Genomic DNA, 19382 nt, shown 5'->3' on the forward strand with positions numbered 1-19382 from the left:
GTGTCAGACCAGATGCAGTTCGACGTGGATGTTGCCGCGCGAAGCCTTCGAATACGGGCAGATCTGATGTGCCGCTTCCATCACGGCTTGCGCCACTTCACGATCCAGACCCGGCAGGCTGACGTTCAGGCGGGCTTGCAGGAAGAACGCATCGTCGGCAGTGCCCAGATCCACTTCGGTATCCAGCGCCAGGTCTGCCGGCAGCTTGATCTTCATCTGGCTGGCGGCACGGCCCATGGCGCCGATGAAGCAGGCCGACCACCCAGCAGCAAACAGCTGCTCCGGATTGGTGCCACGGCCGCTGCTGCCCGGGGGCGAGAGCTTCAGGTTCAGGCGGTCGTCATTGCTCTGGGCCTGGCCATCACGGCCACCGGTGACGTGAACCTTGGCGGTGTACAGCACGTTCTCGATGCGGGTCATGATCGTTTTTCCTTGGAGAGAAGGTTTGCGTTGGGATTGCGCGGCCGGGATTCGTTTTGCTGCCGTGCAGCGCCGGGCCACGAGACGCATTTAAGACGGCTGACGTATCACGCACGTAGCGCCGAACCCCCATTTCTGTCAGGGCACGTATCGACCCTGCTGGCAGATACAAAGGCATACAAAACGCCCCGCGAAGTGGCGAGGCGTTGGCATGGGAAAGGCGGGTAGAGGCGGGGTTTGAGGCTTCAGGCCATCCGGTGTGTGACCGTATTGGCTGCAAAGAATCGTCTTCAAAGACGGCGATTCCTTGATACGCTGAAACGGATTGGGCTCACGGGGGCCGCGGGTGAAGGAGTCATCATGCAAGAGCTTGCCTTTCGCACCCTGCTGTATCGCTACTTCTTCTTCAGCTGGCTGTTCAAGGATGCCAGCCACGGCAATCTGTTCGAGCGTTCAGCAGCGTGGCGCTTCAACAAGGCGCACGCGCACTGGCTGCTCGCCTATATGCGCCGATGGCTCTGGTGCGGGCTGCTCTGCTACGCCCTGGGTGGCCTGGTGGAGTTGGGGCTCAAGACGCCCGGCTTGTCGGCGGTGTTCTACGTACCGGGTGTACTCAGCGTGCCGATCAACGTGGTCATCGGGGTGCTGTGGATCGGCCTGAAGGCGCTGCCGGGGCCCGTGCACGAACGTTGACCCCAGGGCGCCGCTAAGCCGTTGCGACCAGCAGTTCCTCTGCGTTGTTCGGTGGGCGAAAGCCGTCGGTCCGGTTGGCAAAGTAGCGTGCGGTCAGCTCCGCTGCCGAGATGTGCTGGGCCTTGCTGAAACCGGCTTCACGGGCCAGCGCCAGGATCTGCGGCGGCGTGAAAAAGCTGATGAAGGGTGTGCCACTGGCGCGTGCGCCTTTCTCGGCCATCTCCAGCCCGGGGCGCACGTCGGGGTCTGCCATGTCCAGCGGGAGCAGGAAGGTCATCGCCAGCATCGACCCCGGTGCCAGCGTCGCCACCTCGCGCAGCGTGGCCGCGTTCGCCTCCTTGGTGAGATACATGCTCACGCCCGTGGACACCACGATGGCCGGTTTGCTGGCATCAAATCCCGCCGCCGCAAGCCCCGCCTGCCAGGAACCGCCCGCTTCAAAATCAACCGGTACAAAGCGCAGCCAATCGGGCACGCCAAAGCCAAGCTCGACCAGGCGCTGGCGTTTCCATGCCTGTGGGTTGGGCTGGTCCACTTCAAATACCTTGAGGTGGGATGCAATGTCTGGCCGGCGTTGCGCAAAGCTGTCGAGGCCCGCACCGAGGATGACGTACTGGCTCAGCCCCCGCGCAGCCTGCTCGACGACCAGGTCTTCGATAAACCGCGCACGCGCCACGATGGAGGCGCGAAAGGGCCGCGTGAACTGGGGGTTCATATCGCCGCGCTGCTGCCAGCCGGGCTCGGGTGCCAGCAGCTTCAGGCCGACGCTGTCCTCCAGCACATGCGGCGGCGCGTCGACTTCAACATGCAAGGCGCGCCACAAGGCGACACGTGCTGCGGTACTGTCCGGTGCCACATCCTGCGTGTTGCTGGTGCTCATGAACGCCTCCGTGTTTGTGGGTCAGGTGACGGGCTGAAACTCGGGAAACACCGCAGCGGCCTGCACCGGTTGCTTGGTCATGCAGACCTCGAACAGGCGGCTGCCCAACCAGCCCGCCAGCCAGGCTTGCAGCGCGGGCAACGGTTGGGCGGCAAACCAATCCGGCTCGACTGCCGCGAACTGCCGCACGAACGGAAAGATCGCCAGATCGGTCGCGCAGGGTGTTGCGCCGCCAAGATAGCGCTCCGCGAGTAACCGTGTTTCCAGCGGGGTCAACAGCGCGGCCACTGCCTGTGCGCGTACGTCCTCGCGCGATCGCCCATCTTCGGGATAGCGGTCGGGGTACTTGTAGCGGTCGAGCAGGCGTTTGAAGTCGCCATCGTTGGTGCGCAGCAGGGCCAGGTTCTCGTCAGTCTGGGCGCGGCTCCACCAGCCTTCCGGGTCTTGGTGTTCGAACGCCCAGCGCATGATGTCCAGGCTCTCTTCCAGCACACCGCCATCCGGTAGATGCAGCACCGGCACCGTGCCCTTGGGCGACAGCGCCAGCAGCGCGGCCGGCTTGTCGCGCATCACGATTTCAAACGTCTGGAAGCGCCGGTTGGCCTGCAGCATCGCCAGGCGTGCGCGCATGGCATACGGGCAACGGCGGTAGCTGTACAACAGGGGCAGGGTGATATCGGTGGACATGGGGTGAGGCAGGAAGCGTTGATGCCGAGCGCGCTAGGGTAACGGGTTTGTGGTGGCCAGCAAGTCTTACGCCGCCAGCCGCGACCGCCCAGAGCGCCGCACGGATTGCGGTGGCTGCCCGAACACACGGATGAACGCGCGCCGCATGCGTTCCGGATCGGCAAAGCCGACGGCGCGGGCCACCTGTTCCAGGGATTCATCGCCGGATTCCACGCGCGGACGGGCGGCTTCTGCACGCAGCTTTTCAACGGCCTTGGCGGGCGTCTGGCCGGTCTCGGCCGCGAAGGCGCGATCGAACTGCCGGCGGCTCAGGTGCGCCACTTCGGCCAGGCGGTCGACGTCGAGCGTCTCGTGCAGATGCTCGCGCGCATAACTCAACGCACGCGCAATGCGGCTCGATGCCGGGTCCAACTCCAGCAGTGCGGAAAACTGCGACTGCCCGCCCGGCCGCCGGTGATACACCACCAGTTCACGCGCCACGGCGCGGGAGACTTCCACGCCCAGGTCTTCTTCAATGAGCGCCAGCGCCAAGTCGATGCCCGACGAGATGCCGGCCGACGTCCACACCGGCCCGTCGTGGATGAAGATGTGGTCGCTCTGTACCTGAACGTGGGGATAGCGCCGCTGCAACTGCGCGGCCATGCGCCAGTGCGTGGTGGCGCGGCGGCCATCGAGCAGCCCGGCGGCGGCCAGCGCAAACGCGCCGGAGCACACACTCGTCATGCGCCGTGAATGCTGCGCAGCTTCCTGCACGAAGGCGATCAGCGCGGGGGAGAACGTGTCCTCACGCGGGCCGGTGCCGCCCGAGATGACAAACGTGTCGAAGGCCGGGTCGTCCAGCTTCTGTGTCCGCATGACCAGGCCGGGCGCGCTCTGCACTTGCGTGCCGTCTTCGGACAGCACGTCGATGCGATAAGCCGGTTGCGGCGCCAGGCGGTTGGCCACGTCAAAGGCCGTCAGCGGGCCCGTGAAATCCAGCAGGCTGCAGCCTGGAAACACCAGAAAGCCGATTCTGCGCATGATGTCTTGAAATGAGGGAATAACGTCATTTAGGCCTGATGTTCCTCCGCCAGACTGCGCCTGTCAAATGCATTCCTGGAGAGACGATCATGACCACCGCCGCGCTTTCACCGGCCGCTCCCGCCCACGTTTCGCACCACCACCGCTGGAAGGTGCTGGGGGTGGGCGTAGCGGCCAATGCCAGTTTCTCTGCCGCGTTTTCGGGCATCCCGACCACTGCGGTGTTCATCCGCTCGTCGTACCACCTGGGCAATGCCGAACTTGGCATCGCGCTGGGGTTGCTGGGGCTGGGCATTGCCATCAGCGAGCTGCCGTGGGGGTTGCTGACCGACCGCTGGGGCGATCGCACCGTGCTACTGGCGGGCCTCGGGGCGACGGCGCTGGCCTTGTTCGTGATGGCGTGTTTCGTGGCGCCCATGCATGGCAGCGTCCCACCGCTCGCGTGGCTGGCGGCCGGCATGTTGAGCGTAGGCCTGCTTGGCGGCAGCGTGAATGGTTCCAGCGGCCGCGCGGTCATGGGTTGGTTTCGTGAGGGCGAGCGCGGCTTGGCCATGAGCATCCGCCAGACCGCCGTGCCGCTGGGCGGTGGCATTGGTGCGCTGGTGTTGCCGAGCCTGGCCGCACACGCCGGGTTTGCTGTGGTGTACGGCGTGCTGGCAGCGGCCTGCGCGTTGACGGCGGTGCTGACGTGGCTGTGGGTGCACGAAGCGCCGGACGTTGTCACCACCATCGCCAAGACTGAAGCCACCGCAGGCCCCGGCCCACTCAGAGATCCGGTGCTCTGGCGCATGGCGCTGTCCATCGGCCTGCTGTGTGTGCCGCAGGGGGCGGTCGTCGCGTTTGCCACGGTGTTCCTGCGGGACTTCGCACACGCCAACGTGTTGACGCTTAGCCTGACGATGGCGGCAGTGCAGGGTGGCGCGGCAGTCATGCGCGTGTGGAGCGGTCGTTGGACGGATCGCCACGGCAATCGCCGTGCCTATCTGCTGACCTGTGCCCGATTGAGCGCCGCGCTGTTCGTTGTGCTGGCCGGCGTAGCGTGGATGACGACTGCACTGCCGATCGACCTGTCGATCATGCGTGCGGCGCTGGTCGTGGCCATTGTGGTGGCAGGCATCTGCGTGTCGGCATGGCACGGCGTGGGCTTTACCGAGATGGCAACGCTGGCTGGCGTGCAGCGGGCAGGTACCGCGCTGGGGCTGGGCAATACGGGCGCCTTTTCTGCGCTGGGGCTGACCTCGTTGTTTCTGCCGCATGTGCTGGCGTGGTCGTCATGGCCGGTGGTGTGGCTGGTGACCGCAGGGTGCGCGCTGATTGCGTGGCGGGTGCTGCCGGCGGTACACCGCTGAGCCCCGGCGCGGCGCCAGTCCCCTTCGTTTCTTCCTATAGTGAGCCGCAGGCCGCCATGGATGCGGCCGCCGCACAACGAGACGAGGGGGCCATCATGGCAGGCTTGAACGTCATCCAGCACGTGGTCGTGCTGATGCTGGAAAACCGCTCATTCGACAACCTGTTTGGCACGCTCTACCCCAAGAGCGCCGAGTTCGATGGGCTCTCCGGCACCGAGACCAACCCCGACGGCAGCGGCAACCCCATCCGCGTGTGGACGACCCCCGCACCCCCCAACGTGATGACGCTGCCGAGCCCCGACCCGGGCGAACTCTTCACCGACATCAATCAGCAGCTCTTCAGCGCGCAGACGCCATTGGGGCAGACGCCCACCATGCAGGGCTTCACCACCAACTACGCCAAGAACGGTGGCGACCCTCACGACATCATGCATTTCTTCACGTCGGACCAGGTGCCGGCGCTCAGCACGCTGGCACGCAACTACGCCGTGAGCGATGCATGGTTTGCTTCCGCGCCGTGTCAGACGTGGCCCAACCGCTTCTTTGTGCACACCGGCACCGCAAACGGCTATTCGAACAACTCGCCGGTGCATTTTCCGTATCTGATGCCGACGCTGTTCAACGCGTTGGACGGCGTGGTGCCGGATGACTGGCGCGTCTACTACCACGACTTTGCGCAGTCACTCACGCTCACGCGGCTGTGGCTGCATCTGGACCACTTCCACCTGTTCGACGATTTTCTGGACGATGCCTCCAGCGGCAAGCTGCCCTCGTACAGCTTTATCGAGCCGCGCTACTTTGCCGATCTCGACTGGCCCAACGACATGCATCCGCCACACGATGTTGGTTACGGCGATGCGTTGGTCGCGCAGGTGTACAACGCGCTGCGCAATTCACCGCAGTGGCACCAGACCCTGCTCGTCGTCACTTTTGATGAGCACGGCGGCTGCTATGACCACGTGCCGCCGCCGTCTGCCGTGCCGCCCAGCCCGCCGCAACCGGGGCAGCTCTTTGCGTTCGACCGGCTGGGGGTGCGCGTGCCGGCAGTGGTGGTGTCGCCGTGGATTCCCAAGGGCACGATCTTTCGCTCCACCGCCGCCCAGCCGTACGACCACACCGCCATCATCAAGACGCTGCGCAACCGCTACAACATCCAGACACCACTGACTGCCCGCGATGCCAGCGCGCCTGATCTTGCGCAGGTGCTGGAGCTGACGGCACCCGACGACAACCGGGACCCGGTTGTCGCCCGCGCCATGGCGGCCGACCCTGCCGGCCTGCAGGCCGCGCGCAATGCGCCGCTCAACGATTTCCAGTGGGCCATGCACGAATCGGCCGCGATGCTGGCGCCGCTGGGCACAGGCATCACCATTGATGACCACGTGCGCAATCTGTCGACCGATCAGCAACCGCCCGTGCCGGCGGTGCAGAGCGCCCAGCAGGCGGCGCAGCACATCAAGGACGTGCTAGCGTCCATGGATTTGCCTTACGCAGGCCAATGACCATGAACGCGCCGCTGCGGCATCACACTATGCTGATCCGTGCCTTTGAACCTGGCGACGAGCCCGCCCTGCACGTGGTTTTCCATTCCGCCGTGCATGAGATCGCCGCCGGGCGCTACAGCCCAGAGCAGCTCGAGGCCTGGGCACCCACCGACTACGACTCCGAGCAATGGGCCGAGCGCATCCGCCGCATCCAGCCCTTCGTGGCCGAGGTTGATGGGCATCCGGTCGGCTACGCTGATCTGCAGGCAAACGGCTACATCGATCACTTTTTCGTGGCGGCGGCGCATGCGCGGCAGGGCATCGGGCAGCGCCTGCTGAATCACATTCTTAATCTGGCCGCACAGCGCCGCCTGCCGCGTGTGCAGGCGCATGTGAGTTTGTGCGCCGAAGCCTTCTTTGCCCGCAACGGGTTTGCCGTGATGGCACGCCAGACCGTCATGGTGCGCGGCGTGCCATTGGCCAATGCATTGATGATCCGGATGCAGTTCTGAATTACGTTTTCATAACATTGGGCGCTTGCAAAGCTTTGCGTCATGGCAATGTTGTGACCGCGCCTTACAGTGATTAAAGATCGCTGAGTATCTGTCGTTAGCTTGGTTGAAGTCGGTGCTGCCCGAAGCACCCATCAAAGCCTTCTCCCCAAGCAATCGACCGCAGATATGAAGACGCTCTCCATCAAGGCCCGGCTGGCGCTGGTGCTGTTTGTTCTGGCTGTATTCCTGGCGGGCGTCGGCGCGCTTGGGTTGGTCGGCAATATGCGCTCCAACGCGGCGCTCAAGGAAACCTACGGCAACCAGCTTGCCTCGGCACGTGCAATCGGTCAGGCCATTGCCCGTATAGGTCAGGCCCGCACCGCACTCGATCGTGCCATCTATGAAACGGACGATGCCAAGATCGCGCCGCTCGTGAGCGCTGCCCAGGATCGATACAAGGAAGGCTTGGCCGCCTGGAAGGCATACAACGATCTGCCGTTTGCCACCGCCGAAGAAGAGCGCACCGCAGGCGAGGCCAAGGTCGCGCTTGACGCACTGATGAAGGACGGTATGGAGCCGACCTTCGAGGCCTTCAAGCGCCATGACCTTGAAGCCGCCAAGCCGTACGTGCTCGACAAGATTTTCGCGCTTTCCACGCCGTACCTCGCCAAGCTGGAGCGCCTGGAAGCGATCCAGACCGAGGTGTCGTCGGCCTCCTATGCCGATGCACAGTCCTTCTTCACCAAGCTGGTGTGGGCGTTCGTGATCGTGATCGGTGTAGGCATTGCGCTGGCTGCAGGTTGCTACCTGGTGCTCTCGCGCGCCATCTCGCGTCCGCTGGAAGAGATGCTGGTGCACTTCCGTGAAATTGCTGCCGGCAACCTGACCACCGACGTGCGTATCCACTCGCGAGACGAGATGGGTGTACTGATGGAAGGCCTGCAGCAGATGCAGGCCAAGCTGAAGGAAACCGTGGTCACGGTGCGCCGTGGCAGCGAGTCGATCGCCTCGGCCACGCAGCAGATTGCTGCGGGCAACACCAACCTCTCGCAGCGTACGGAAGAGCAGGCCAGCTCGCTGGAAGAAACCGCGTCCAGCATGGAAGAGCTGACCAGCATCGTGAAGCAGAACGCCGACAACGCACGTCAGGCCAGCACGCTGGCGGTGAGCGCCTCCGAGATCGCCGTGCAGGGCGGTGCGGTGGTGCAAGACGTGGTCACGACCATGGGCGAGATCAGTGACTCGTCGCGCAAGATCACCGACATCATCGCCGTGATCGAAGGCATTGCGTTCCAGACCAACATCCTCGCGTTGAATGCGGCAGTGGAAGCGGCGCGCGCGGGTGAACAAGGCCGTGGCTTTGCTGTGGTGGCCGGTGAAGTGCGTACGCTGGCACAGCGCAGCGCCGGTGCCGCCAAGGAAATCAAATCGCTGATCGAAGACTCGGCCAATCGCGTGGAATCGGGTTCGAACCTGGTGGCGCGTGCAGGTAAGACGATGGAAGAGATCGTCGTGGCCGTGAAGCGCGTGACCGACATCATGGGCGAGATCAGTGCGGGTTCGGCGGAGCAAAGCACCGGCATCGAGCAGATCAACGAAGCCGTGACGCAGATGGACGACGTGACCCAGCAGAACGCCGCACTGGTTGAGCAGGCTGCCGCTGCTGCACAGGCACTGGAAGAGCAGGCGGACGAGTTGCGCCGTGCTGTGGCGGTGTTCCGCGTGGCGATGTAACGCACCGGCGTATAAGGATTGCCCCGGCAGCGAAGTGGCTGCCGCAGGGCTACACTGCGGGGTCGGCCTTCGGGTCGGCCCCGCTTTGTTTTATGCGGTGCACTCAGAACCTGCGCATGGTCCTACTGCGCGACCCGATCTTGATCCTGCGATGCTCACCGTACCCGTGTACGGTTGTGCTTCTCAGCTCAACCTCGGGCCGCTCGCTACGGACCATGACCAGGTTCCCATAACGATTATTCGGAGGTGTCATGCGTTTCCAGTGTCGTCGTGTTTCTGTCCGCGCCCTTGTGTCTGCCGCCGTATTGGCGTGCAGCGCTGGTGCGATCGCCCAGACCATTCCTGCCAGCAAGCCCGCGCCCGCCACGCTCACGCCCGAGCAGCAGCGCTACCACGACATCTACAAGGAGCTGGTCGAGATCAACACGACGCACTCGGCGGGTGACACCACCAAGGCCGCCCGCGCGATGGAAAAGCGTCTGACAGACGCCGGCTTTGCTGCTTCCGATATGCAGGTGATCGAGCCCTTCCCGAAGAAGGGCAACCTGGTGCTGCGCTACAAGGGCACGGGCGCGAAACAGCCGGTTTTGCTGCTGGCCCATATCGACGTGGTGGAAGCCAAGCGTGACGACTGGAAGACCGACCCGTTCAAGCTGCAGGAGACCGACGGCTACTTCACCGCGCGCGGTTCGATTGACGACAAGGCCATGGCGTCGGCGTTTGTTTCGGTGCTGGGGCAGCTCAAGCAGGAAGGCTTCAAGCCCTCGCGCGACATCATCCTCGCGCTGACTACCGACGAGGAGCGCGGCGACGTGCCCAGCAACGGCGCCTACTGGATCGTCAACAACAAGCCCGAACTGGTGAAGGCTGAATTCGGTATCAACGAAGGCGGTGGAGGCGAGCTGCGTGCTGGCAAGCCGGTGCTCCACCGCATTCAGGTGGCCGAGAAGATGTACACCACCTACGAACTGGAGGTGCGCGACGTGGGCGGCCACAGCTCGGTGCCGACCAAGACGAACCCGGTGTATGCGCTGTCGGCCGCGCTGGATCGGCTGGGCGCGTATCAGTTTCCCGTCAAGCTGGCAGACGTAACGCAGACCTACTTCGCCCGCAGTGCTCCGCTGGCCACGGGCCAACTGGCGGACGACATGCGCTCGGTTGGCACCGGCAAGCCGGATCAGGCGGCAATCGATCGGCTGTCGGCCATCCCGTTCTACAACGCGCAGTTGCGCACCACGTGTGTCGCCACGATGGTCAACGCCGGCCATGCGGAGAACGCGCTGCCGCAATCGGCCAAGGCAACCGTCAATTGCCGCATCCTGCCGCATGACGATCCGGCGGAGATTGATCGCCAGTTGAAGCAAGTCATCGGCAATGACAAGATCGCCGTGCGCTACATCAACAAGCCGCTCGCCAGCCCGGCCTCGCCGCTCAATGGTGATCTGGTGAAGACCGTCGACGCGCTCACGCAGCAGATGTGGAACGTGCCAGTCATCCCGGCCATGAGCACGGGTGCGACCGACAGCCGCTTCATGCGCAACGCCGGTATCCCGATGTATGGCGTGTCGGGCCTGTTCACCGAACCGGCGGACCTGCGCACGCACGGTCTGGATGAGCGCATCGAGATCGCGCGCCTGTATGACGGTCGTGAGTTCCTGTATCGCCTCGTCAAGCAACTGGCCGAGTAAGCGTCTGCACACGCACAAACGCCGCGCCTGGTTCTTGCCGGCGCGGCGTTTTTATTTGCGTGTTGCTTAGATGAAGCCGCCGTCGGTCATGAGCGTGCGACCGGTGACCCAGCGCGCGTCATCCGAGGCGAGGAAGGCGATTGCGTCGGCAATGTCCTCCGGCTCGGCCAGGCGGCCCAGCGGGGTCGATTCGCGCATGCGGTCCTTCACCTCATCGGGGATCGGTGCTGTCATGTCGGTGCGCGTAAGCGCCGGTGCTACCGCGTTCACCGTGATGTTGCGCGGCCCCAGCTCGACGGCAAACGCGTGCGTGAGCCCATCGACGGCAGCCTTGCTTGCCGCATACACCGCCAGGCCCGCTCGCGGCCGGTACACCAGGCTCGACGACACATTCACGATATGCCCGCCGCGTGCCGGCACATGCGGCAGCACCGCTTGGGTCACGAGGATGACCGAGAACGCGTTGGTGCGGAACTGCGCGTCAAACGACGCCAGATCGATCTCCCCCACCGGTTGACCTTCCAGGATGCCCGCGTTGTTGACGAGGATGTCGATGGCACCAAAGGCTTCACGCACCGTAGTCACCATCGCGTTGACGGAAGCGGCGTCGGCCACGTCGGCCTGTACGGCAATCGCCTGTGCACCGGTCTTGCGGATGGACTCGACCACCGCATCGGCCTCGCTCCTGTTGCTGCGATAGACCACGGCCACGCGTGCGCCATCTGCGGCCAACCGACGCGAGACGGCAGCGCCGATACCGCGTGAGCCACCGGTAACGATGGCTGCGCGGCCTGCCAGGCGCTGTGCGGAAGGGGATTGGGTTTGCGACATGGTGTTCTCCTGAAAGGGGCAATGTTTCGGGAGAACAGGTTACGAATTGGCCGGCCTGTGCGCAGCCAGCCCGGCAGCGACGCGGCGTTCCAGCATTGGAACGACCGGGGCCGAGGTGGGCAATCAGCCTTGCTGGCGCTTGCGGTACTCGGCCACCTTGTGCCGGTTGCCGCAGACCGCCATGCTGCACCAGCGGCGCTTGTGCGACTTGGTGCGGTCGTAGAACCACAGTGTGCATTCCGGGTGTTCGCACACGCGCACGAGCTGGAAATCGCCTTCAGCCAGCAGGTGTGCGGCGGCCTCAGCCAGCGGGGCGAGGCGCTGCTCGACGGAATCGGTCGGGCGCAGGCGGTCTACCCGCGGGGTGTCGCCCTCCCATACCAGCACCGGGTGGCTGGGGGCCTGCCGCAGGAAGACGTTGAGCGCATCCGCGCTTGCAGGGTGGCCGGCCTTGCGCGCCTCCACCAGCGCGCGGATCACGTCGCGCAGATGCCGCGCCACCGCCAGCAGCACGCCGGGCGGATAGCCGCCAGCCAGCGGCTCCGCCAACCAGCCGGCGCGCACAAGCCAGTCGGAGACATCCTCGTCGGTCCGCCAGAAGTCGTGCGGCTGGCCGTCAACGTTGGCGATGGTGTTGAGCATGTCGAGCACCGGGTGGTCGGCGATCAGCATGGGTGCGTCAGGCGATGCGGCGGCGGGCGAGGACATGAGATGAGCCAAGGGTGGGTGCTTGAATTGTAACCGGATTATTAAATTAATCCAGTTACATTGAGGGCGGTGTTGTCGATGTCGGAATCCTGCACAAAGGCGGTCGCATTACCATGTGTCCATCCAAGACCTTTGCCGGAGATGATCATGAGCGCATGGCCTGATGCTCGCGTATTGGAGCTGTTCAACATTGAGGTGCCGATCGTGCTGGGGCCAATGGCCGGCGTGGGTGGTGCCGAGCTGGCGATTGCCGTGGCGCGCGGGGGCGGCCTGGGGTCCATCCCCTGCGCGATGTTGAGCGCAGATCAGATCCGCCAGCAGGTCGAGCAATTTCGCGCGGCCGTGCGTGGCCCGATCAATCTGAACTTCTTCTGTCATACGCCGCCGCAGCCTGATCCGGAGCGCGAGGCCAAGTGGCGTGCGCATCTGGCGCCGTACTACGCGGAACTTGGCATCGACCTGAGCACGCAAGCACCGGCTGTCAACCGCGCGCCGTTTGACGCAGCCACCTGCGCACTGGTGGAGGAGATCAAGCCTGAGGTGGTGAGTTTCCACTTCGGCCTGCCAGTGCCCGAACTGCAGGCGCGTGTGAAGGCCACCGGCGCGAAGGTCATCGCTGCCGCCACCACCGTGGAAGAGGCACGCTGGCTGGAGGCGCGCGGCGTGGACGCCATCATCGCCATGGGCAACGAGGCGGGCGGGCATCGCGGCATGTTCCTCAGCACATCCATCGAATCGCAGGTCGGTACGTTTGCGCTGGTGCCGCAGGTGGCCGACGCGGTGCGCGTGCCCGTGATTGCTGCCGGCGGTATTGGCGACGCCCGTGGCGTGGTGGCGGCGCTCGCCCTGGGCGCATCGGCGGTGCAGATCGGCACCGCCTACATGCTCTCGCCGGAGGCGAAGACGTCTGCCATCCATCGTGCCGCGCTCAAGCAGGCGACCGATGCGGATACCGCGCTCACCAACCTGTTCACCGGCCGCCCGGCGCGCGGCATCATCAACCGGCTGATGCGTGAGATCGGCCCGATGAGTGCGTTTGCACCGGCCTTCCCAACGGCCGGTGGTTCGCTGGCGCCGCTGCGTGCCAAGACCGAGCCGACGGGCTCGGGGGATTTCATCAACCTATGGTCGGGCCAGGGTGCCCAACTGGCCACGGAAGACTCTGCCGAGGTCATCACGCGTCGCATCGCGAACCAGGCGCTTGAACGACTCACCTGAGTTTTCCTACGCTCTCCATTCCTGCGCGGGCACGCCACACGGCGTGCCCGTTTCGTTTTGCATCACAGATCGGAATGTGATCGATGGGAAAATTTCATGTAACTTGAAAAACGTATTTTCAATGGTTACTATGGGTTCCGGTGCCATCCCCCAAAATCTCACCAGGAGCCCTGTCATGAACGCCCCAGTCCAGCCCGCCCATCTCGTTGCGGATGCGTATGCCCCGACCGCTGTGCGCCATCGCACCGTAGACGTTGAGGGGGTGCGCGTGTTCTATCGCGAGGCCGGCCCGGCCGATGCGCCCACCCTGCTGCTATTGCACGGCTTCCCGAGTGCATCGCACATGTTCCGAAACCTGATCCCGCGACTGGCTGAGCACTATCACGTGGTGGCGCCCGACCTGCCCGGCTTTGGGTTGACGCAGGTGCCGGAGGGCTTCCGCTACACCTTCGAAAGCCTCGCTCACGTGGTGGATGGCTTTACGCAGGCGATCGGGCTGTCGCGCTACGCGATCTACGTGTTCGACTACGGTGCGCCGGTCGGCTGGCGCCTGGCGATGGCGCATCCGGAGCGCATCACGGCCATCGTCACGCAGAACGGCAATGGTTACGAGGATGGCCTGGGCGAGGGCCCATGGGCGCCGGTCAAAGCCTATTGGGCCAACCCGGACGAAGCGCATCGCCGGGCGCTGCACATGCTGGTCTCCGACGAGATGACGCAATGGCAGTACCTGAACGGCGTGCCTGACCCGGCCCGCGTGGCGCCGGACGGCTACCTGCTCGACCAATACTTCCTGAGCCGCGCGGGCCAGCTCGACATCCAGATGGACCTGTTCCTGGACTACGCGAGCAACGTGGCGCTGTATCCAGCGCTGCACGCGTACTTCCGTACGCACCGTCCGCCGTTGCTGGCGGTGTGGGGGCGCAATGACACCATCTTCATTCCGCCCGGCGCGGAGGCCTTCAAGCGCGACTTGCCAGATGCCGAGGTGCACTTTGTCGACAGCGGCCACTTTGCGCTGGAGACGCACCACGAAGAAATCGGTGCACGCATGCTCGACTTCCTCGGCCGGGTGGTGAAGTAAGCGACTAACCCCGGGTCATCGGCTGCATGCTGGCTTCCTTGGCGAAACGCTCGCGCAGGAATGCCACCAACGCCTTCACCGACGGCGCCACACCCGCGCGCGACGGGTACAGCGCATGCAGGTCGGCCGGCTCGGGTGTCCAGCCGGGCAACACCGTCTGCAGACGACGATCAGCAAGCGCTTCATGGCAGCAGTGCTGGGGCAGGATGGCCACACCTAATCCGGCGATGGCCGCTTCGCGCAGGGCGATGATGTTGTCGGCGGCAAAGCGCGGGCGAATGGGGAGCGCCAGACGATGACCGCGTGCGTCCTGCAGAACCCAATCGCGGCTGCGTGCGAGCGTGCCTTGGCCCAGACACGGCAGGTTGTCGAGATCGGCCGGCGTGCTCGGGTTTTCCACACGCGCAAGCAGGGCGGGGCTGCCCACCAGCACACGTGGCGAGACCGCCAGATGCCGCGCCACCACATCACGCGAAGGCAGCGGCCCGGTGGCCGCGCGAATGGCCACGTCAATGCGCTGCTCGATCAGGTCGACATAGGTGTTGGAGAGGTCCAGTTCGATGCGCAGCTTCGGGTGGGTTTCTGCAAACTCGGCCAGCCAGCCCGCGAGCAACGTCTCGGCCAGCAGCGGCGATGTGCCCACGCGCAACACCCCCGCCGGCTCGCTGCGCGCAGCACCGGCCAGGGCTTCGATGGCTGCGGACGCATCGGCCATGTCGCGCGCATGCCGGTACACCGCCTCGCCCACCGGCGTGACCGACACACGATGGCTTGAGCGCTGCAGCAGGCGCGTACCGAGCTGCGTTTCCAGTTCGGCAATGCGGCGGCTCAGGCGCGATTTGGGGATGCCCGTGGCGCGCTCAGCGGCAGAAAAGCCACCGGCTTCCACCACGCGTGTGAAGAGATACAAATCGTCGAAGCGCTTCATGTTGGGGCGGTGTTGCGGTCGAACCGCATTGAAGCACAGGACGGCCCTGCCACGGGCGGCAGGTCGGGGGCTGTACAGTGTCAACCTGGCCGACAGACGCGGCTGGAAATCTCGCATGGACCGGATCGGAGTCTCGCAAACCTGCACCGCTGGTGTGGGCCCGAATAACAAGGAGAAGGCATGGATAGGCAAGGCAGGCAAACGCTGGGAATGTCCAGCGCTCGGCTCGAACGGGTCGAACGTTTCATCGACGACGCCTATGTCGCGACCGGCAAACTGCCGGGCGCCCTGGTCCAGGTGTGGCGGCGCGGCGAGCTGGCCTTGAACGCCGTGCTGGGCATGGCCGACCGCGAGCGTCAGGTGCCGCTGGCCCAGGATTCGATCTTCCGCATCTATTCGATGACCAAGCCTGTCACGTCGGTGGCGCTCATGATGCTGGTCGAGGAATGCAAGGTCGCGCTGGATGATCCGGTCAGCAAGTACATCCCGGCGTGGGCGAACCTGGGTGTGTACGCCGGCGGCCTCATGGAGAGCTTCCAGACGCGGCCGGTCACACGCCCGATGCTGGTGGTCGATCTGCTGCGCCATACCTCCGGCCTGACCTATGGCTTTCACCAGAACACCAATGTCGATGCGGCGTATCGTCGACTGAAGCTGGGAGACATCGCGACCGGCGGCACGCTCGACGACATGATCGAGAAGCTGGCCGGCGTGCCGCTGGAGTTTTCGCCGGGCGAGGCGTGGAACTATTCTGTCTCCACTGACGTGCTGGGCTATCTCGTTGGCAAGATCAGCGGGATGCCGTTCGAGACCTTCCTGAAAGAGCGGATCTTCGACCCGCTGGGCATGGTCGATACGGCCTTCCATGTGCCGGAAGAGAAGGCATCGCGCTTCTGCGCCTGCTATGCCGTTGGGGCGCTCGGCTCGACGGCGGTGGCAGACCGACCGGCCTTGCAGGACGACCCGCGCACCAGCCCTTACCTGAAGCCGCCCAGCTTTGTTTCCGGCGGTGGCGGTCTGGTGTCCACCGCCGCCGACTACCTGCGCTTCGCGCGCATGCTGCTGCAAGGTGGTGAGCTGGACGGTGCGCGTCTGCTCGGGCCGAAGACGTTGGCGCTGATGACCGCCAACCATCTGCCGGGCGGGGCCAGCATATCGGCCATGTCGCCGCGCTCGATGTTCAGTGAAGCGGCCTATGACGGCGTGGGATTCGGGCTGGGCTTTGCCACCACGGTCGCGCCGTCGACCACGCTGATTCCCGGCAGTTCCGGTGACTTCTTCTGGGGCGGCGCGGCCGGCACCTTCTTCTGGGTCGACCCGCAGGAGGACCTGATCGGTCTGTTCCTGACGCAGGTCCTGCCGTCGTCCGCTTACCCGGTGCGCCGGCAGTTGCGCACGCTGGTCTATAGCGCGATCACCGAAGTCGGTAGTCCCGCGCGCTGAGCATCCGGGCGGCGGAGCATTCCACGCCGCCGCCCATCACCGAACATCACACGTCGAACCGAACACCCTGCGCCAGCGGCAGTGCGCCGCTGTAGTTGATGGTGTTGGTGGCACGGCGCATGTAACCCTTCCAGGCGTCGGAGCCGGACTCACGGCCGCCGCCGGTTTCCTTCTCGCCACCGAATGCGCCACCGATCTCGGCGCCCGATGTGCCGATATTGACGTTGGCGATGCCGCAATCGCTGCCCGCTGGCGACATGAAGCGTTCGGCATCGCTCAGGCTGCCGGTAAAGATGGCCGACGACAGGCCTTGCGGCACGTTGTTCTGGATGTCGATCGCTTCTTCTGTGTCACCGTCGTACACCACGACGTAGAGGATGGGCGCGAAGGTTTCGCTCTCCATTACCTTCGTCGGCTTCGGCATCTTGACCAGTGCAGGGCGCACGTACCAGGCATCTGCGCCCAGGTCTTCACGCAGGCGTTCGCCGCCCAGCACTGCGCCGCCTTCAGCGCGTGCCAGCGCCAGCGCCTGTTGCATGGCATCGAATGCAGCATGGTCGATCAGCGGGCCGACCAGCGTGCCATCGGCCAAGGGGTCGCCAATCGCGATGCTCTGGTAGATCTTTTCCAGGCGGGTCAGCAGCGTGTCAGCCACCGAGCGGTGCACGATCAGGCGTCGCAATGATGTGCAGCGTTGGCCCGCTGTGCCCACGGCAGCGAAGGTGATCGCGCGGGCGGCCAGTTCCAGGTCGGCCGAGGGCGTCACGATCATGGCGTTGTTGCCGCCGAGTTCCAGAATCGAACGGCCAAAGCGTTCCGCCACTTTCACGCCGACCTGACGGCCCATGCGGGTCGAGCCCGTGGCGCTGACCACCGGCACCAGGTGGCTTGCCACCAGAGCTTCGCCCACGTCACGACCGCCGATCAGCAGTTGGCTCAGCCCCGCCGGAATGGCGCCCGGCTTCTCTGCATTGAACGCATCGACTACCTGCTGCATCAGGTGCTGGCAGGCAATGGCGGTCAGCGGCGTCTTCTCCGACGGCTTCCACACGATGGCGTTGCCGCACACCAGCGCCAGCGCGGCGTTCCACGACCACACCGCCACCGGAAAGTTGAACGCCGAGATGATGCCCACCACCCCCATCGGGTGCCAGGTTTCCATCATGCGATGCCCCGGCCGCTCGCTCGCGATGGTCAGGCCATGCAGTTGGCGCGACAGGCCCACGGCAAAGTCGCAGATGTCGATCATCTCCTGCACCTCGCCCAGGCCTTCGGAGGTGATCTTGCCGGCCTCCAGCGACACCAGTTCGCCGAGGGCAGCCTTATGCGTGCGCAGCACTTCGCCCAGGCGGCGCACCAGCTCGCCGCGCACGGGCGCCGGCACGGTGCGCCAGGCCAGATATGCTTGATGCGCGCTCTGGATGGCCGCGTCTGCCTGACCGGCGGTGTGCGATTTCACGGTCGCCAATACGGCGCCATCGCGCGGGGCGCGGCTTGTCCAATCCGACCCCTCGTAGGCCTGCAAATCCAGGTCCAGGGCGTTCAATACTGCTTGCAATCGTGTTCGGGAATCTGACATCGCGAGTCCTTACCGTTCTCTCATGTTCAATCGAAAATACTGCTCGGTTGTCGAGGTGCTCAACGCTCGACAACGCGGTTCCAGCGCTTGCTCCATTCCGGGCGCTCGGCGTTGATCACGTCCCAGTCCAGGGCAACGGCAGTCTTGAGGATGGTGTTCATGCGGGCCTGATCTTCAGCCGCCTTGCCCTTGAGTGGAGCTTTGGGATTGACTGGGTTGTAGGAGCCGTTTTCCATGGCGAGCGCCTGGGCCTCGGGGCTGATCAGGTAGTCCGACAGCTTCTGAGCAAGATCGGCATCCGGGTTGTTGGCCAGCACACACTGCGCGGTCAGCAGAACGACCGCGCCTTCCTTAGGGGCGACGAATTCCATCGGGATGCCCTTGGATTTCATCAGCTCCACCTGCGTGAGCGTGTAGGGGAACAGCGCGGCATCGCCCGCCTGCATCATCTCCACCACCTTCGACGAGTTGGGGATGTACTCCACCACGTTCGGGCCGATGGTGGTCGGCCACGCCTTGAAGGCCGGGTCGACGTTCTTTTCCGTGCCGCCCTTCAGGCGGTTGAACATCAGGAAGGCGTCCAGGCCGAACGACGAGGCCGGCATGGATTGCACGACCACCTTGCCCTTGTATTTCGGGTCGGCCAGGTCACCCCACGAGGTGGGTGGCGTCCAGCCCTTGTCGGCAAAGATCTTGGTGCTGTAGGCAAGGCCTGTCAGCCCCATCGACAGGCCGACTGCGTAGTCGCCCTTGAGGTGCGCAATGGCGGGCACGGCCGACAGGTTGGCCGAAGGCTTGAGCTTTTCGCACAGCCCCATGCCGATGGCGCGGAACATGACACCGTCGTCCAGCGTCATCACGTGCATCTGCGCTTTGCCCTTGGTTGCCTGGGCCTTGGCCAGGATGTCGGTCGAGGTGCCGGGCACGACGACCACCTTGACGTTGTTGGCCTTCTCAAACGGCGGGAACACGAACTGTGTGTAGGTGCGCTCCATGTTGCCGCCGTTCATGCCGATGTACAGCGTCTTGGTTTCAGCGTGGGCGGTGCCGGCAGCGACGGTGGTGAGCAGCGCAGCACCGGCAGCCGCTGCAATGACGGACGTGAAGGATGGGTTCGCGTGTTTCATGGTGGTCTCCTGAGG

Annotated in this window: 18 protein-coding genes; 9 read left to right on the top strand and 9 right to left on the bottom strand. The window is 64.7% G+C overall.

The annotated features are described in order from the left end of the window. Positions 1 to 3: 3 nt before the first annotated feature. Positions 4 to 420: an organic hydroperoxide resistance protein gene (locus PI87_RS05790; protein WP_198139517.1), complete on the bottom strand. Its 417-nt coding sequence runs from the start codon at positions 418 to 420 to the stop codon at positions 4 to 6. Between the two features lie 360 nt (positions 421 to 780). On the opposite strand from PI87_RS05790, the gene PI87_RS05795 reads away from it, so the two are divergent. Next, positions 781 to 1113 (top strand): hypothetical protein, encoded by a 333-nt coding sequence (locus PI87_RS05795; RefSeq protein WP_039596721.1) that lies wholly within the window; start codon positions 781 to 783, stop codon positions 1111 to 1113. Positions 1114 to 1126: 13 nt separating this feature from the next. Here the strand turns inward: PI87_RS05795 and PI87_RS05800 are convergent, their stop codons facing one another. The 3 genes from PI87_RS05800 to PI87_RS05810 form a co-directional block, all read right to left on the bottom strand. Then, positions 1127 to 1993: a class I SAM-dependent methyltransferase gene (locus PI87_RS05800; protein WP_039596722.1), complete on the bottom strand. Its 867-nt coding sequence runs from the start codon at positions 1991 to 1993 to the stop codon at positions 1127 to 1129. A 21-nt stretch (positions 1994 to 2014) separates the two neighbouring features. After that, positions 2015 to 2680 (bottom strand): glutathione S-transferase, encoded by a 666-nt coding sequence (locus tag PI87_RS05805; RefSeq protein ID WP_039596723.1) that lies wholly within the window; start codon positions 2678 to 2680, stop codon positions 2015 to 2017. 66 nt (positions 2681 to 2746) lie between these two features. Then, positions 2747 to 3700, bottom strand: coding sequence for a GlxA family transcriptional regulator (locus tag PI87_RS05810; protein WP_039596724.1), 954 nt, complete (start codon positions 3698 to 3700; stop codon positions 2747 to 2749). 89 nt (positions 3701 to 3789) lie between these two features. Between PI87_RS05810 and PI87_RS05815 the strand changes: the two genes are divergently transcribed. From PI87_RS05815 to PI87_RS05835, 5 genes are all read left to right on the top strand, one after another. After that, positions 3790 to 5049, top strand: coding sequence for an MFS transporter (locus PI87_RS05815; protein ID WP_039596725.1), 1260 nt, complete (start codon positions 3790 to 3792; stop codon positions 5047 to 5049). Positions 5050 to 5144: 95 nt separating this feature from the next. After that, complete coding sequence (locus tag PI87_RS05820) at positions 5145 to 6551, top strand: alkaline phosphatase family protein (RefSeq protein ID WP_039596893.1); 1407 nt, start codon at positions 5145 to 5147, stop codon at positions 6549 to 6551. A gap of 29 nt (positions 6552 to 6580) precedes the next feature. After that, positions 6581 to 7045, top strand: coding sequence for a GNAT family N-acetyltransferase (locus PI87_RS05825; RefSeq protein WP_039596894.1), 465 nt, complete (start codon positions 6581 to 6583; stop codon positions 7043 to 7045). Between the two features lie 168 nt (positions 7046 to 7213). Beyond that, positions 7214 to 8761, top strand: coding sequence for a methyl-accepting chemotaxis protein (locus tag PI87_RS05830; protein ID WP_039596726.1), 1548 nt, complete (start codon positions 7214 to 7216; stop codon positions 8759 to 8761). 251 nt (positions 8762 to 9012) lie between these two features. Then, positions 9013 to 10449: a M20/M25/M40 family metallo-hydrolase gene (locus PI87_RS05835; protein ID WP_039596727.1), complete on the top strand. Its 1437-nt coding sequence runs from the start codon at positions 9013 to 9015 to the stop codon at positions 10447 to 10449. A 66-nt stretch (positions 10450 to 10515) separates the two neighbouring features. Here the strand turns inward: PI87_RS05835 and PI87_RS05840 are convergent, their stop codons facing one another. After that, entirely contained in the window at positions 10516 to 11280 is a 765-nt protein-coding gene (locus tag PI87_RS05840; protein ID WP_039596728.1) for an SDR family NAD(P)-dependent oxidoreductase, read from the bottom strand. 123 nt (positions 11281 to 11403) lie between these two features. After that, entirely contained in the window at positions 11404 to 11988 is a 585-nt protein-coding gene (locus PI87_RS05845; protein WP_039596729.1) for a CGNR zinc finger domain-containing protein, read from the bottom strand. 147 nt (positions 11989 to 12135) lie between these two features. Here PI87_RS05845 and PI87_RS05850 point away from each other — a divergent pair, with 147 nt between their 5' ends. Both PI87_RS05850 and PI87_RS05855 read left to right on the top strand, forming a co-directional pair. Continuing rightward, positions 12136 to 13206, top strand: coding sequence for an NAD(P)H-dependent flavin oxidoreductase (locus PI87_RS05850; RefSeq protein ID WP_039596730.1), 1071 nt, complete (start codon positions 12136 to 12138; stop codon positions 13204 to 13206). A 175-nt stretch (positions 13207 to 13381) separates the two neighbouring features. Continuing rightward, complete coding sequence (locus PI87_RS05855; protein ID WP_039596731.1) at positions 13382 to 14290, top strand: alpha/beta fold hydrolase; 909 nt, start codon at positions 13382 to 13384, stop codon at positions 14288 to 14290. A 4-nt stretch (positions 14291 to 14294) separates the two neighbouring features. On the opposite strand, the gene PI87_RS05860 is transcribed toward PI87_RS05855, so the two are convergent. Then, positions 14295 to 15218 carry a LysR family transcriptional regulator gene (locus PI87_RS05860; RefSeq protein WP_039596732.1) on the bottom strand — a complete coding sequence of 308 codons (924 nt, stop codon included), beginning with the start codon at positions 15216 to 15218 and terminating at the stop codon, positions 14295 to 14297. A 180-nt stretch (positions 15219 to 15398) separates the two neighbouring features. Here PI87_RS05860 and PI87_RS05865 point away from each other — a divergent pair, with 180 nt between their 5' ends. After that, positions 15399 to 16661, top strand: coding sequence for a serine hydrolase domain-containing protein (locus tag PI87_RS05865; protein ID WP_039596733.1), 1263 nt, complete (start codon positions 15399 to 15401; stop codon positions 16659 to 16661). Between the two features lie 46 nt (positions 16662 to 16707). Here PI87_RS05865 and amaB read toward each other — a convergent pair whose 3' ends face one another. Both amaB and PI87_RS05875 read right to left on the bottom strand, forming a co-directional pair. After that, positions 16708 to 18240 carry an L-piperidine-6-carboxylate dehydrogenase gene (gene amaB / locus PI87_RS05870; RefSeq protein WP_039596734.1) on the bottom strand — a complete coding sequence of 511 codons (1533 nt, stop codon included), beginning with the start codon at positions 18238 to 18240 and terminating at the stop codon, positions 16708 to 16710. 59 nt (positions 18241 to 18299) lie between these two features. Further along, complete coding sequence (locus PI87_RS05875; RefSeq protein WP_039596735.1) at positions 18300 to 19367, bottom strand: ABC transporter substrate-binding protein; 1068 nt, start codon at positions 19365 to 19367, stop codon at positions 18300 to 18302. Between the last annotated feature and the right edge of the window lie 15 nt (positions 19368 to 19382).

Origin of the sequence: Ralstonia sp. A12, assembly GCF_000801955.1 — a bacterium.
Lineage (GTDB): Bacteria > Pseudomonadota > Gammaproteobacteria > Burkholderiales > Burkholderiaceae > Ralstonia.